The organism is Roseovarius atlanticus, from assembly GCF_019802205.1.
GTDB classification, from domain to species: domain Bacteria; phylum Pseudomonadota; class Alphaproteobacteria; order Rhodobacterales; family Rhodobacteraceae; genus Roseovarius; species Roseovarius atlanticus_A.
Window position 1 is genome coordinate 2,089,943 of record NZ_JAHVHQ010000003.1, and the last position, 12,752, is coordinate 2,102,694.

The window sequence follows — 12,752 nt, forward strand, 5'->3', positions numbered from 1 at the left end:
GTCGGGCCGCGCAGACCATCGTCGCGGTAAGGGAGGAAAAAAGTGCTGAACCGTTTTGCGACGCTCTTCGCGGCCGCGCTGCTCTGCGCCGCGACGCTGATTTTCACCGCAGGATTTGCCGCCGCGATCGACGTCCGCTCCGCCGTCCTGCGCGTCGATTACCAGGTCCAGCGCCCCATCTCGCGCTTCGACGAGGCACCCGAGGATCTGGGCTTCGCCGGTGCCGCGCTGGCCGATCAGGACAACAACTCCACCGGCAGTTTCATGGGCCACACCTACGAGACGGTCCGGAAATCCGCCGCGCCCGACGCCGCCGATGCCGCGCTCGATGAAATCCTCGCCGACGGCATCCGCCTGATCGTCATCCACGCCCGGGAAGAGGACGTGCTGCGCCTTGCCGACCGCGCCGCCGAGGAAGGCGCGCTGGTCTTCAACGCCCGCGCCGGCGACATGGCCATGCGCAACGAGGAGTGCCGCGCCAATCTCCTGCACACCGCTACCAGCTATGCCCAGCAGGCCGATGCCATCGCGCAATTCGCCATCTGGAAGAAATGGCCCCGCTGGGTGCTCATCTCCGGCTCCAACCCCGACGACATCGCGCTGGCCGACGCCTATCGCCGCGCCGCCACCAAGTTCGGCGCCAACATCGTCGAGGAACGCGTGTTCGAAGACACCGGCGGCGCCCGCCGCACGGATTCCGGCCACGTGCTCGTCCAGCGCCAGTTGCCCACCTTCATGCAAAACCTGCCCGAGCATGACGTGGTCATCACCGCCGACGAGACCGACTATTTTGCCGCCTACCTTACCTACCACCTGTGGGACCCGCGCCCGGTGATGGGCTCGGCCGGCCTGCGCCCCGTGCAGATGCATGGCGGCCACGAAGCCTACGGCGCGACCCAGCTTCAAACCCGGTTCGAGGACCTGGCGGGCCGTTACATCAAGGACGCCGACTACAACGTCTGGATCGCCCTGCGCGCGGTGGGCGAGGCCGTGACCCGCGCCGAGACCGCCGACCCCGACGGCGTGAAGGACTACCTGCTCTCCGACCAGTTCGAACTGGCCGGCTTCAAGGGGCAGGAAGTCACCTTCCGCGACTGGAACGGTCAGATGCGCCAGCAGGTCATGCTCTACGATAACCGCGTCACGGTCAGCGTCAGCCCGCAGGAAGGGTTCCTGCACCAGAACGCCGTGCAGGACACGCTCGGCCTGGACCGCCCGGAATCGGCCTGCACGGCCTTCAGCAACTAAGGGGAACACATGAAACTCAAGGCACTCCTTCTGACCTCCGCCCTGGCGCTCGCCGCCGGGCCCGCGCTGGCCGGCAAGGCTTTCGTGACCAACGAGCGTGGCAACACCATCACCGTGGTCGACACCGAAACCTGGGAAGTGATCGACGAGTTTTTCGCCGGCAACCGCCCCCGTGGCATCACCGCCAGCCCCGACGGCACCAAGATCTATGTCTGCGCCTCCGACGACAACCTCGTCCGCGTTTTCGATTCGGAAACCTACGAGGAACTGCCCTCGCTCCCCTCCGGCCCCGATCCCGAGCTTTTCATCATCGAACCCTCGGGCAAGCGGCTCTACATCGCCAACGAGGATGACAACCTGGTGACCGTCACCGACACCGACAGCCGCACCGTGCTGGCCGAGGTCCCCGTGGGCGTGGAACCCGAAGGCATGGGCATGAGCCCGGATGCCAAGTGGGTCGTGAACACCTCCGAGACCACCAACATGGCGCATTTCATCTCGACCGAGGATTACGAGATCAAGCACAACGTGCTGGTCGACCAGCGCCCGCGCTATGCCCAGTACACCGCCGACGGCACCCGCCTCTTCGTCACGTCAGAGATCGGCGGCACCGTCAGCGTCATGGACATCGCCGAGGACGGCACGCCCACCCTGGTCGAGAAGATCAGCTTCGAGGTCCCGAACGTGCAGCCCGAATGGCTGCAACCCGTCGGCGCCAAGGTCACCTCCGACGGCAAGCGCCTCTTCGTGGCGCTCGGCCCGTCGAACCGCGTCGCCGTGGTCGATGCCCAAAGCCTCGAGGTGCTCGACTACATCCTCGTCGGTCAGCGCGTCTGGCAGCTCGATTTCACGCCGGACGAGAAATACCTGCTCACCACAAACGGCAATTCCAACGACATCACCGTCATCGACGTGGCCAAGGAAGAGGCCGTGCGCTCCATCCAGGTGGGGGATCAGCCCTGGGGCGTGGTGACCATCGAATAATGAAGGAGATTCAAGACATGAAGAAACTGATGATGGCCGCGGCCACCGCCGCCACCTGCCTCACCGGCCCCGCCGCCGCCGCACCGCTTTGCGACGACCTCGGCTTTGCCGGCCTGCTGGCGGCCTGCAACCGCGGCGACACGATCCCGGTCACGCTCGCCTCGGGCCAGCCCCTGCACGAGACAGGCTCGGTGAACCTGCAATCGGGCGCCTATTACACGCTTGAGATCACCGCCGACGGCTCGGCCGAACTGGCCGTCACCGGCAGCGATTTCTTCCGCGCGATCTGGATGAACGAGATCGTCATCAACAAGATCGAGATCCGCCCGATGGCCGTCGACTCCATCGAGTTCGACAAGGCCGGCGTGGCCACGATTTCCTTCATCGCCATCAAGCCGGGCAGCCACACCCTGCGCATCCCCGGCTCCACCGGCGAAACCCAACAAGTCACTTTCAACATCCAGTAACGGAGACCCAATAAATGAAACGTATCTTCCTGATCGCGGCGCTCGTCGCCTCGCCCGCCCTCGCAGATAACGACGCGGTCGACGCCGAAACCGTCGAAAAGATCGAGGCATGGCTCGCCTCCGTCGAATGCCAGATGGACCCCGCCGATATCGAAGCCGAAGACGATGGCGGCTACGAGCTTGATGACGTCATCTGCAAAGGTGGCGACCAGTTCGACATCGTCCTCGACGCCGACCTGAACGAGGTCGAACGCCGCGCCGAGTAAATTCTCCGTTCTCCCATGGAGTGAAGGCCCGCCATGTTGCGTATCATAGCATCTCTCTCCTTCTTGCTATGCAGCATGGCGGCCTACGCCGAAGGCACCCCCACGATCCGCGCCGCGACCCTCCAGATCGGCACGGTCAACTGGGAGCTTCGGACCATCGTCGACCAGGGCCTCGACGCAAAACACGGCTTTACCCTCGACATTCAGCCCTATGCCGACAACGGTGCCACCCGCATCGCGGTCGAAGGCGGCGAGGCCGACATGGCCGTCGCCGACTGGATCTGGGTCGCCCGCCAGCGCGCGGCGGGCAAACCTTATACATTCATTCCCTATTCCCTTGCCGTGGGCGGCGTGGTTGTGCCCGCCGACTCCACCGCCCAAACCCTCGCCGACCTCGCCGGACAAAAGATCGGTATCGCCGGCGGCCCGCTCGACAAATCCTGGCTCATCCTGCGCGCCTACGCGCAACAGGCCCATGACATCGACCTGAAGGCGGAAACCGAACAGGTCTACGGCGCCCCGCCCCTCATCTTCCGCACCGCCCTTGACGGCGGCCTCGCCGGGGCCATCAACTACTGGCACTACCTCGCCAAGATGAAGGCCGCCGGGATGCGCGAACTCATTTCCGTCGACACCGCCGCCCGCGAGCTGGGCCTCGACCCCGAGACGCCTCTCCTGGGCTATTACTTCAAGGAAGACTTCCTGTCCGAAAACCCCGACCTCGCGCAGTCCTTCTTCGAGGCCAGCCGCGAGGCCAAGACCCTGCTCATGTCCTCCGACGAGATCTGGCATGACCTGCGCCCGATGATGAATGCCGACAGCGATGCCGAATTCGAGCAACTCCGCACCGACTGGATCGCCGGCATCCCGTCCCGCAAACCCATCGACACCGACTCCGCCCAGGCCCTGCTCAGCCTGATGCACGATCTCGGCGGCGCGGACCTCGTGGGGCAGGCCGACACGCTTCCCGACGGCCTTTTCGCCGACGTCCGCTGAATGCAGACCAAGCTGACGCCCCTCCTCTCCGTCGCGGGGCTTCTCGCGTTCTGGGTCGTGGCCTCGACGCTCAAGGCCGACCCTCAGGTTCTGCCCACCCCCTGGGCCCTCGCGCCCCTCTTCGCGCAGGAAATCGCCAGCGGCGCGCTCTGGACCCACCTGTCCGCCACCCTGCTGCGCGTGCTCTGGGCCTTCTGCCTCGCCATGACGCTGGGTGGCATCATCGGCCTCGCCATGGGCCGCTCCCCCGCGCTCAACCGCTGGCTCGACCCGTGGCTGGTGATTTTCCTCAACCTGCCCGCGCTGGTGCTGATCGTGCTCTGCTACCTCTGGATCGGCCTGACCGAGGCCGCCGCCATCGCCGCCGTGACGCTCAACAAGGTGCCCAACGTCGCCATCGTCATCCGCGAAGGCGCCCGGGCGCTGGACCCCCAGCTTGACGCTCTGGCCCGCGTTTACCGCATGTCGGGCTGGATGCGCCTGCGCCACGTCATCCTGCCGCAACTCGGCCCCTTCATCGCCGCCGCCGCACGGGGCGGCGTGGCCGTGATCTGGAAAATCGTGCTCGTGGTCGAATTCCTCGGACGCTCCTCCGGGGTCGGCTTCCAGATCCACCTTTATTTCCAGCTCTTCGACGTCGCCATGGTGCTGGTCTACGCCTTTTCCTTCATCACCGTGATGCTGCTGGTGGAATGGGCCTTGCTGCAACCGTGGGAACGCCACGCAACCCGGTGGCGCCGCGCATGATCACCGTCTCGATCACCGAGAAACGCTTCGGCGCCGACCGCGTGCTTGGCCCCATCGCCTTCGAGGTCGCGGCGGGCGAGACCGTCGCCCTTGTCGGCCCCTCGGGCATCGGCAAGTCCACCCTGCTGCGGCTGGTCTCGGGCATCGACACCGATTTCACCGGCCGGATCGACCGGCCCGACGCCATCGCCATGGTCTTCCAGGAACCCACCCTGCTGCCCTGGCGCTCGGCCCTCGACAACCTCACGCTCCTGCACCCCGGCCTGCCCCGCGAGCGTGCCCTCGCCGCGCTCGACGAGGTCGGCCTCACCGGCAAGGACACCCTTTTCCCCGGCCAGCTCTCCCTCGGCCAGCAGCGCCGCCTCGCCCTCGCCCGCGCCTTCGCGGGTCAGCCCGACCTCCTGATCATGGACGAACCTTTCGTGTCGCTCGACGCCGCCGCCGCCGACCGGATGCTGACCCTCACCGAGGCGCTCATCGCCCGCCACCAGCCCGCGACGCTCTTCGTCACGCACGACATGGCCGAGGCGACACGGCTTGCACACCGGACCCTGACACTGGAAGGTGGGCCAGATGGCGCGCAACTCGCCCAAGGACCAAAGGACCGGACAACGTGACCACAGGCCTGACCGTCAATGACCTCAGCTTTCACTACGGCGCCAAGCAGGCGCTGGACGACGTGGTGTTCGACGTCGCCCCCGGCACCTTCTGCGCGCTTCTCGGCCCCAACGGCGCGGGCAAATCCACGCTCATCGCCCTGCTGACCCGCCTGCTGGTGGCCCCCCAGGGCGAGATCACCGTGGCGGGCCACGACATGCGCCGCGAATCCCGCCGCGCCCTCGGCAAGCTCGGCGTCGTCTTCCAGCAATCCACGCTCGACCTCAATCTGTCGGTCCGCCAGAACCTCGCCTATTTCGCCGCCCTCCAGGGCCTGCCGAAATCCGAGATCCCCGGCCGCATCGACGCCGCCCTCGACCAGCTCGACATGCGCCACCGCGCCGAGGAAAAGGCCCGCGACCTCAACGGCGGCCACCGCCGCCGCACCGAACTCGCCCGGTCCCTCATCCACGACCCGCATGTCCTGCTGCTCGACGAACCCACCGTCGGCCTCGACGCCGCCTCGCGGCAGGGCATCACCGACCACGTCCACGACCTCGCCAGGACTGGCCTCTGCGTTCTCTGGACCACCCACCTGACCGACGAGGTGCGCGACGGCGACGACCTCGTTGTCCTGCACAAGGGCCGGATCATCCACCGCGGCACCGCCGGCGCCGCCCGCGGCGATCAAACCCTGTCGGACTGGTTCCTCAGCCGCACGGGGGAGGTCGCATGACCGGCACCTTCCGCGTCGCCAATGCCATCATCGCCCGCGAATTCCTGCGCTTCGTGCATCAGCGCGAACGGTTCATCGCCGCGCTCGTGCGCCCTCTCGTCTGGCTGCTGATCTTCGCCGCCGGCTTCCGCGCCGCCCTCGGCCTGTCGATCATCCCGCCCTACCAGACCTACATCACCTACGAGACCTACATCGTGCCGGGCCTCTGCGCGATGGTGCTTCTGTTCAACGGCATGCAATCCTCGCTCAGCCTCGTCTACGACCGCGAGATGGGCTCGATGCGCCTGCTGCTCACCAGCCCCTTCCCGCGCTGGTGGCTGCTGATCTGCCGCCTTTTCGGAGCCACGATCATCTCGGTGCTGCAGGTCTACACCTTCCTCGCCATCGCGGCGGCCTTCGGCATCACGATGCCCACATGGGGCTACCTCGCCGTCCTGCCCAGCCTGATCCTCGGCGGGCTGATGCTCGGCGGCCTCGGGCTGGTCCTGTCGAGCTTCATCAAGCAGCTGGAAAACTTCGCGGGCGTGATGAACTTCGTCATCTTCCCGATGTTCTTCATGTCCTCGGCCCTCTATCCGCTCTGGAAGATGGCCGAAAGCTCACCGCTCCTGCGCGACATCTGCGCGCTCAACCCCTTCACCTACGCGGTCGAGCTGATCCGCTTCTCGCTCTACCTGCAGGTCAACTGGACCGCGCTCGCCTGGGTCGTGGGCAGCACGTTCGTGTTCTGCGCACTGGCCATCTGGGGCTACGACCCCGCCCGCGGCCTGATGAAGCGCAAGACCTGAAGGCGCTCAGATGTCGAACTCGGTATCGTTCACCGTCCGGCAGCGCCAGCTCAGGACCCGCTCGTTGGGATGGGTCGATACCCAGCGCGCCAGTTCCGGCTGCGCCCCGGCAAGGCACTGCATCGGCGTGACATCGGTGAACACAAGGCTGCGCTCTCGGCATTGGGTGGGATCTGTCGCCAGGCAGGCGACGAACAGGAGCTCTATCATGATCGTTCCTTACGCGTTGCGTTGGTCCTCGCTCCCGTGCCTCCAGCCATCCGACCCCATCGGCCCTAAGAAAAGCGTAACCGCACCGTGCGCACCGCGTCACGCCAGAATTTGCGCAATATTATGCTGCGCTGCAGCATTAATGCTTAATTTCAGGGCAGCCTTGCCATGTCGCTGAAAACCCTCCTCGGCCTCGGCGCCCTCGCCCTCGGGATCGGGACATGGGTCACGGCGCTCATCCTCTGGCTCGGCCTTCTCGCCGTATCCGACCGTCTCGATGCCACGCTCAAGGCCGAACAGCGCATGTCGGGCTATGCGGGCCTCTCGACCCAGGCCGCCACCTTCCTCGTCGTCGCGACCGAGGCCGTGCAGCGCGAGATGCCCGCCGCCACCCGGGTCGAGCGGCTCGAGCCCGTGGTGGAAAACCTGCGCCGCTCCTTCGTGCGCCTGCAACAGAACGTCGCCCAGGCGGTAGAGGAGGCCCAGGATCTCGGCCTCGACGCCCAGTCCCGCTTCGGCACCCAGTCCCTCGGCCTCGCCCGGATGGAGGCGCTCCTGTCCAGCACCATGCGCGGCCTCGGCGAGGACGACATCGACCGCCCCCGCCTGCAAGCCCATATCGACAGCTTCGCCACCGGCTTCGACCCCCTGCTCAGCCAGGCGGTCCAGACCGAACAGATGTTCCGCGCCGACATCCGCGCCGAGATCGTCACCCTCCGCAAGAAGCTGAGCCTGGCGGCCATCGGCATCGCCGTCGCCGCCGTGGTGATGGTGCTGGCCTTCTATTTCGGCCTCATCCGTCCGCAATTCGCCCGGCTCGACCGCCTGCGCGAGGCGGCCCAGAAGATCGGGCAAGAGGATTTCGCCATCGACCTGCCCGAAACCCGCCGGGACGAGATCGGCGGTCTCTACGCCGAGACCAACCGCATGGCCCACGCCCTCGCCGCCCGCAAATCGGCGGTCGAAGAGGACCGCGCGCAACTCAGCAGCATCATCGCCGCCAGGACCGAGGAACTGCGCGCCGCCAACGAAACCCTGGCCGAGATCGACGAGAACCGCCGCCGCTTCTTCGCCGATGTCAGCCACGAATTGCGCACGCCCCTCACCGTCATCCTGATGGAGGCGCAGATCGGCCGCGCCGCGGGCGGACCCGACGCCGATGCCTTCGCCACGATCGAGGCCCGCGCCGCGCGCCTCAACCGCCGCATCGACGACCTTCTGCGCGTCGCCCGCTCCGACAGCGGCCAACTGGCGCTGGAGTCCGCGCCCGTTCCCCTCCCCGACCTCATGGCCGAAGTCCACGAGGAAGTCCGCGCCGAGGCCGACAACGCCGGAATGACCCTCACCCTCTCGGACGTGCCCCACGTCACCCTCACCTGCGACCGCAACTGGATCCGGCAGGTGCTGGTGGGCCTCGTCCGCAACGCCATCCGTCACGCCCGCGACGGCGGCCGGATCCGCCTCGACGCGCAGGCTGACGATGCCACGGCCCGGATCGCCGTCACCGACAACGGCCCCGGCATCCCGCCCGAGGACCAGCCCGGCATCTTCGAGCGCTTTTCCCAGGCGGGCAGCGCCTCGGCCCAGGGGTTCGGCATCGGCCTCGCGCTCGCCCGCTGGGTGATCGAGTCCCATGACGGCACCATCACCCTTGAAAGCCCCGTCCCCCGCGACACCGCCCTCGGCGACGCACCCGGGACAAAGATCGCGGTTCGCCTTTCCCTTTCATCCGGCTAAAACGGCGCTATCCTCAAGCCCGCAGCCGCGAAAGAGACCGCCCCGCCATGACCCGCCTCCTGATCGTCGACGACGACCCGGAAATCACCTCCGCCCTGGCGCGGGGGCTGGGCCTGCACGGCTACGAGGCCGAGACGGTCAACCGCTATGACCACGCGCTTGAAAAGCTGCGGACCGAGACCTTCTCGGGCGCCATCATCGACGTCATGCTGGGCGCCGACAGCGGCCTCGACCTCGTCCGCCGCGCCCGCGAGAGCGGCGCCACATTGCCGATCCTGATGCTCTCCGCGCTCTCGGATGTCGAACACCGCACGGCGGGGCTCGAGGCCGGGGCCGACGATTACGTGGTCAAACCCTTCAGCTTCGACGAACTGGTCGCCCGCCTGCGCGTGCAGGAACGCCGCGCGACCTCGCAGCGCCCCCAGCCCGCCACGCTGACCCCCGACCGCAGCCTGCAGACCCAGACCGCCAGGGTCTCGCTGACCGAGCGCGAGGACGACCTTCTGCGCCTTCTCATCGCCCATGACGGCACCCCTTTGCCGCGCGGCGACATCTTCGATGCGCTCTGGCAGGCCGAGGGGTCGGGTAACGAAAACGTGGTGGACGTCTATATCGGCTATTTGCGGAAAAAGCTGCGCGACGCCGATTTCGGATTTGAAATCAAGACCGTAAGGAACAAAGGCTTCGCCATAGACGGCCTTACGCCGCGCACGGAATGCCGGAACTTGGACTAAAGTCTAAGCGTTTTATAGAAAATAAGAGTCGCAATACGGCGGCCGAGTTGTCATGTTTACAGTGTTATTCAAAGGAGGAGAACCATCATGGCATGGGCAAAACCGATCATCCGCGAAATCGAATGCGGCATGGAAATCAACATGTACGGACCTGACTTCGACGAAGAGCGCGAAGTCCTGATCTAAGACTGTTTGCGCGCGGGAGGATATCTCGATGTCATTCCGCGCGCATATTCTCGGCGCTGCTGCCGGGGGCGGCCTGCCCCAGTGGAATTGCGGTTGTGACAACTGCAATCTCGCGCGTTCAGGCGACATTCCCTCACAGACACAATCGTCCCTCGCCGTAACCGGCAATGGTACGGACTGGGCGATCCTGAACGCATCGCCCGACATACGCGACCAGTTGGCGAACACATCCGCGCTTCACCCCACGGACCTGCGCAAACTGCCGCTGAGCTCCGTGCTGGTCACAAACGGCGATATCGACCACGTCGCCGGCCTGCTCACCTTGCGCGAAATGCAGCCCTTCACGCTCTTCGCCACCAAGGGCATCCACGAGGTACTGGCCGCGAACCCCATTTTCGACGCGCTCAACTCCGACGTCGTCACCCGCACCAACATCGCCCTCGACGCGCCGTTCGAACTGGCCCCCGACCTCACCGCGACGCTTTTCGCCGTGCCGGGCAAGGTCCCGCTCTACATGGAGGGCGAGACGGTCGAGACCGACCTGATGGGCGACCAGACCGTGGGCGTCGTGCTGGAAAACGGCGACACGACGGCCTTCTACATCCCCGGCTGCGCCCGCCTTACCGACGACTTACGCGAGCGCCTTCAGGGCGCCGACATGGTGTTTTTCGACGGCACGCTCTGGCGCGACGACGAAATGGTCCGCGCGGGCCTCGGCAAGAAGACAGGCAAACGCATGGGCCACATGTCCATGTCCGGCCCCGACGGCTCCATCGCCGCCTTCGCGGGGGTCGACATCGGCAAGAAGGTCTTCGTACACATGAACAACACCAACCCGGTGCTGCGCCCAGACTCTGCGGAAAAGGCCGAGGCCCAGGCAGCGGGCTGGATCATCGGACAGGACGGAATGGAGATCACCCCATGACGCAAAGCCGCGAAGACTTTGAATCCCGCCTGCGCCAGATCGGCGCCGAGCGGTATCACGACCTGCACCCGTTCCACGACCGCCTGCATGGCGGCGACTGCACCCCCGACCAGGTCCGCGCCTGGGTGCTGAACCGCTATTACTACCAGCACACCATCCCGATGAAGGACGCCGCCTTCATGAGCCGCGTCGAGGATCCCGACCTGCGCCGCGCCTGGCGGTCCCGCATCGAGGATCACGACGGAACCGCCGAGAACGAAGGCGGCATCAAGCGCTGGCTGCGCCTGGCCGAGGCCGTGGGCCTCGACCCGGTCTATGTCGCCTCCCGCGAGGGCGTCCTGCCCGCCACGAAATTCGCCTGCGACGCCTATGTCCGCTTCGTCCGCGACCAGACCCTGCTCGAGGCAGTGGCCTCCTCCCTGACAGAGCTTTTCGCCCCCAAGATCCACGCCAACCGGATCGAGGGGCTGCTCAAGAACTACGATTTCGCCGACGACAGTTCGCTCAGCTATTTCAAGACCCGGCTCAAGGAAGCGCCCAAGGACGTCGCCTTCGGCCTTGCCTGGGTGCTCGACCACGCCGATACGAAGGAAAAGCAGGACGCCGCCGCCAACGCCCTGATCTTCAAGACAGACGTGCTCTGGTCCCAACTCGACGCGCTCTGGAGCGCCTATGTCGAACCCGCCCGCATCCCGCCCGGCGGCTGGCAACCCGGCGAAGGTCTGCTGCTCGAAAGGGCGTCGTGATGAACACCACCGACATCCCCACGCTGCCCCGCGGCGTGCGCCTGCATTTCGACAAGGTGCGTGAAACCTGGGTACTTCTGGCCCCCGAACGCGCCATCACCCTCGACCAGATCGGCCACGCCATCCTGACCGAGGTCGACGGGCAGCGCAGCTTCGGCGAGATCACGCAGGCCCTCTCCGAGAAATACAACGCCCCGGTCGAGCAGATCGCGCAAGACAGCAACGGCTTTCTGACCGCCCTGCGCGACCGCCGGTTCCTGGACGTGACGGCATGAAGATACCCGCCCCCATCGCCATGCTCGCAGAGCTGACGCACCGCTGTCCGCTCTCCTGCCCCTATTGTTCCAACCCCGTGGAACTGGCGCGGCAGGACAGCGAGCTGGACACCGAAACCTGGGTCCGCGTCTTTGACGAGGCGGCGCGCCTGGGCGTGCTGCAACTGCACCTCTCGGGCGGCGAGCCCGCCTCGCGCCGTGACTTGGTGCCGCTCGTGCAGGCCGCCCGCGACGCCGGGCTCTATACCAACCTCATCACCTCCGGCATCGGCCTGACCGAGCGCAGGCTGAAGGAACTGGACGACGCCGGCCTCGACCACATCCAGCTCTCGCTGCAAGGCACCACGCCCGAGATGGCCGACGAGATCGGCGGCTATAACGGCGGCTACAAGCGCAAGATGCAGGTCGCCGAGTGGATCGGCCAGATCGGCTTTCCGCTCACGCTCAACGCCGTCCTGCACCGCCGCAACCTGCACCAGCTGCCCCGCGCCATCGAGATGGCACAGGAAATGGGCGCCCGCCGCATCGAAGTGGCGACCGTGCAATTCCACGGCTGGGCCTTGAAAAACCTCGACACCCTCATGCCCACCCGCGAACAGGCCCGCGAGGCCACGCGTATCGTGGCCGAATCCCGTGCCGCGCTCAAAGGCAAGCTGGTGATCGACTACGTGCCCGCGGACTATCACGACGATTACCCCAAGCGCTGCATGGGCGGCTGGGGCAGCACCGGCCTCAACGTCGCGCCCGACGGGCAGGTCCTGCCCTGCCATGCCGCGCAGTCCATCCCGCACCTGGAATTCGAGCGCGTGCAGGACAAGCCGCTGGACGAGATCTGGTACCAAAGCAGCGCCTTCAATGCCTATCGCGGCACCGACTGGATGCAGGAGCCCTGCAAATCCTGCGACCGCAAGCTGGTGGATTTCGGCGGCTGCCGGTGCCAGGCCATGGCCGTCGTCGGCGATCCCGCCGCGACCGATCCGGTCTGCATCAAGTCCCCCCATCACGGGGCGCTCCAGGCGCAGGCCGACACCCACGCATCCAACACCGACGCACCGCTGGTCTACCGCACCATGCCCGGCAAGAAAGCGGTCGAGCCGACCAGCTGAGGTC

General features: G+C 66.3%; 17 protein-coding genes. 16 read left to right on the forward strand and 1 reads right to left on the reverse strand.

Going from position 1 to position 12,752, the window contains the following annotated elements:
- Positions 1 to 42: 42 nt before the first annotated feature.
- From KUV49_RS16290 to KUV49_RS16330, 9 genes are all read left to right on the forward strand, one after another.
- Positions 43 to 1,248 (forward strand): ABC transporter substrate-binding protein, encoded by a 1,206-nt coding sequence (locus KUV49_RS16290; protein WP_410000767.1) that lies wholly within the window; start codon positions 43 to 45, stop codon positions 1,246 to 1,248.
- Between the two features lie 9 nt (positions 1,249 to 1,257).
- Positions 1,258 to 2,232, forward strand: a complete 975-nt coding sequence (locus KUV49_RS16295) for a YVTN family beta-propeller repeat protein (RefSeq protein WP_222450861.1) — start codon at positions 1,258 to 1,260, stop codon at positions 2,230 to 2,232.
- Positions 2,233 to 2,249: 17 nt separating this feature from the next.
- Positions 2,250 to 2,699: a hypothetical protein gene (locus tag KUV49_RS16300; RefSeq protein ID WP_222450862.1), complete on the forward strand. Its 450-nt coding sequence runs from the start codon at positions 2,250 to 2,252 to the stop codon at positions 2,697 to 2,699.
- Between the two features lie 14 nt (positions 2,700 to 2,713).
- Positions 2,714 to 2,965 (forward strand): PepSY domain-containing protein, encoded by a 252-nt coding sequence (locus tag KUV49_RS16305; RefSeq protein WP_222450863.1) that lies wholly within the window; start codon positions 2,714 to 2,716, stop codon positions 2,963 to 2,965.
- Between the two features lie 75 nt (positions 2,966 to 3,040).
- Positions 3,041 to 3,961, forward strand: a complete 921-nt coding sequence (locus KUV49_RS16310) for an ABC transporter substrate-binding protein (protein ID WP_261391263.1) — start codon at positions 3,041 to 3,043, stop codon at positions 3,959 to 3,961.
- A complete protein-coding gene (locus tag KUV49_RS16315; protein WP_222450865.1) occupies positions 3,962 to 4,708 on the forward strand; it encodes an ABC transporter permease in 747 nt (248 codons plus the stop codon).
- Positions 4,705 to 5,325 (forward strand): ABC transporter ATP-binding protein, encoded by a 621-nt coding sequence (locus KUV49_RS16320; RefSeq protein ID WP_222450866.1) that lies wholly within the window; start codon positions 4,705 to 4,707, stop codon positions 5,323 to 5,325. The genes KUV49_RS16315 and KUV49_RS16320 overlap by 4 nt, the downstream gene beginning before the upstream one ends.
- Positions 5,322 to 6,041, forward strand: coding sequence for an ABC transporter ATP-binding protein (locus tag KUV49_RS16325; RefSeq protein ID WP_222450867.1), 720 nt, complete (start codon positions 5,322 to 5,324; stop codon positions 6,039 to 6,041). Before KUV49_RS16320 ends, KUV49_RS16325 begins: the two co-directional genes overlap by 4 nt.
- Positions 6,038 to 6,829 (forward strand): ABC transporter permease, encoded by a 792-nt coding sequence (locus KUV49_RS16330; RefSeq protein ID WP_222450868.1) that lies wholly within the window; start codon positions 6,038 to 6,040, stop codon positions 6,827 to 6,829. The genes KUV49_RS16325 and KUV49_RS16330 overlap by 4 nt, the downstream gene beginning before the upstream one ends.
- Positions 6,830 to 6,835: 6 nt before the next feature.
- Here the strand turns inward: KUV49_RS16330 and KUV49_RS16335 are convergent, their stop codons facing one another.
- Positions 6,836 to 7,039, reverse strand: coding sequence for a hypothetical protein (locus tag KUV49_RS16335; RefSeq protein WP_222450869.1), 204 nt, complete (start codon positions 7,037 to 7,039; stop codon positions 6,836 to 6,838).
- A 168-nt stretch (positions 7,040 to 7,207) separates the two neighbouring features.
- Between KUV49_RS16335 and KUV49_RS16340 the strand changes: the two genes are divergently transcribed.
- From KUV49_RS16340 to pqqE, 7 genes are all read left to right on the forward strand, one after another.
- The gene (locus tag KUV49_RS16340; RefSeq protein WP_222450870.1) at positions 7,208 to 8,776 is read left to right on the forward strand and encodes a sensor histidine kinase; all 1,569 of its coding nucleotides are present in this window, start codon (positions 7,208 to 7,210) and stop codon (positions 8,774 to 8,776) included.
- Positions 8,777 to 8,823: 47 nt separating this feature from the next.
- The gene (locus tag KUV49_RS16345) at positions 8,824 to 9,510 is read left to right on the forward strand and encodes a response regulator transcription factor (protein ID WP_222450871.1); all 687 of its coding nucleotides are present in this window, start codon (positions 8,824 to 8,826) and stop codon (positions 9,508 to 9,510) included.
- Between the two features lie 87 nt (positions 9,511 to 9,597).
- Entirely contained in the window at positions 9,598 to 9,696 is a 99-nt protein-coding gene (gene pqqA / locus KUV49_RS16350; RefSeq protein WP_057796095.1) for a pyrroloquinoline quinone precursor peptide PqqA, read from the forward strand.
- 28 nt (positions 9,697 to 9,724) lie between these two features.
- Positions 9,725 to 10,621 (forward strand): pyrroloquinoline quinone biosynthesis protein PqqB, encoded by an 897-nt coding sequence (pqqB, locus tag KUV49_RS16355; RefSeq protein WP_222450872.1) that lies wholly within the window; start codon positions 9,725 to 9,727, stop codon positions 10,619 to 10,621.
- The gene (gene pqqC / locus KUV49_RS16360) at positions 10,618 to 11,367 is read left to right on the forward strand and encodes a pyrroloquinoline-quinone synthase PqqC (RefSeq protein WP_222450873.1); all 750 of its coding nucleotides are present in this window, start codon (positions 10,618 to 10,620) and stop codon (positions 11,365 to 11,367) included. Before pqqB ends, pqqC begins: the two co-directional genes overlap by 4 nt.
- Positions 11,367 to 11,642, forward strand: a complete 276-nt coding sequence (gene pqqD, locus KUV49_RS16365) for a pyrroloquinoline quinone biosynthesis peptide chaperone PqqD (RefSeq protein ID WP_222450874.1) — start codon at positions 11,367 to 11,369, stop codon at positions 11,640 to 11,642. The genes pqqC and pqqD overlap by 1 nt, the downstream gene beginning before the upstream one ends.
- The gene (gene pqqE / locus KUV49_RS16370; RefSeq protein WP_222450875.1) at positions 11,639 to 12,748 is read left to right on the forward strand and encodes a pyrroloquinoline quinone biosynthesis protein PqqE; all 1,110 of its coding nucleotides are present in this window, start codon (positions 11,639 to 11,641) and stop codon (positions 12,746 to 12,748) included. Before pqqD ends, pqqE begins: the two co-directional genes overlap by 4 nt.
- Positions 12,749 to 12,752 lie beyond the last annotated feature (4 nt).

Coding starts and splice junctions, on each gene's coding strand:
- pqqC (WP_222450873.1), top strand. CDS start 10,618: ATGACGCAAAGCCGCGAAGACTTTGAATCCCGCCTGCGCCAGATCGGC.
- pqqD (WP_222450874.1), top strand. CDS start 11,367: ATGAACACCACCGACATCCCCACGCTGCCCCGCGGCGTGCGCCTGCAT.
- pqqE (WP_222450875.1), top strand. CDS start 11,639: ATGAAGATACCCGCCCCCATCGCCATGCTCGCAGAGCTGACGCACCGC.
- KUV49_RS16335 (WP_222450869.1), bottom strand. CDS start 7,039: ATGATAGAGCTCCTGTTCGTCGCCTGCCTGGCGACAGATCCCACCCAA.
- KUV49_RS16305 (WP_222450863.1), top strand. CDS start 2,714: ATGAAACGTATCTTCCTGATCGCGGCGCTCGTCGCCTCGCCCGCCCTC.
- pqqB (WP_222450872.1), top strand. CDS start 9,725: ATGTCATTCCGCGCGCATATTCTCGGCGCTGCTGCCGGGGGCGGCCTG.
- KUV49_RS16345 (WP_222450871.1), top strand. CDS start 8,824: ATGACCCGCCTCCTGATCGTCGACGACGACCCGGAAATCACCTCCGCC.
- KUV49_RS16330 (WP_222450868.1), top strand. CDS start 6,038: ATGACCGGCACCTTCCGCGTCGCCAATGCCATCATCGCCCGCGAATTC.
- KUV49_RS16315 (WP_222450865.1), top strand. CDS start 3,962: ATGCAGACCAAGCTGACGCCCCTCCTCTCCGTCGCGGGGCTTCTCGCG.
- KUV49_RS16340 (WP_222450870.1), top strand. CDS start 7,208: ATGTCGCTGAAAACCCTCCTCGGCCTCGGCGCCCTCGCCCTCGGGATC.
- KUV49_RS16310 (WP_261391263.1), top strand. CDS start 3,041: ATGGCGGCCTACGCCGAAGGCACCCCCACGATCCGCGCCGCGACCCTC.
- pqqA (WP_057796095.1), top strand. CDS start 9,598: ATGGCATGGGCAAAACCGATCATCCGCGAAATCGAATGCGGCATGGAA.
- KUV49_RS16300 (WP_222450862.1), top strand. CDS start 2,250: ATGAAGAAACTGATGATGGCCGCGGCCACCGCCGCCACCTGCCTCACC.
- KUV49_RS16295 (WP_222450861.1), top strand. CDS start 1,258: ATGAAACTCAAGGCACTCCTTCTGACCTCCGCCCTGGCGCTCGCCGCC.
- KUV49_RS16320 (WP_222450866.1), top strand. CDS start 4,705: ATGATCACCGTCTCGATCACCGAGAAACGCTTCGGCGCCGACCGCGTG.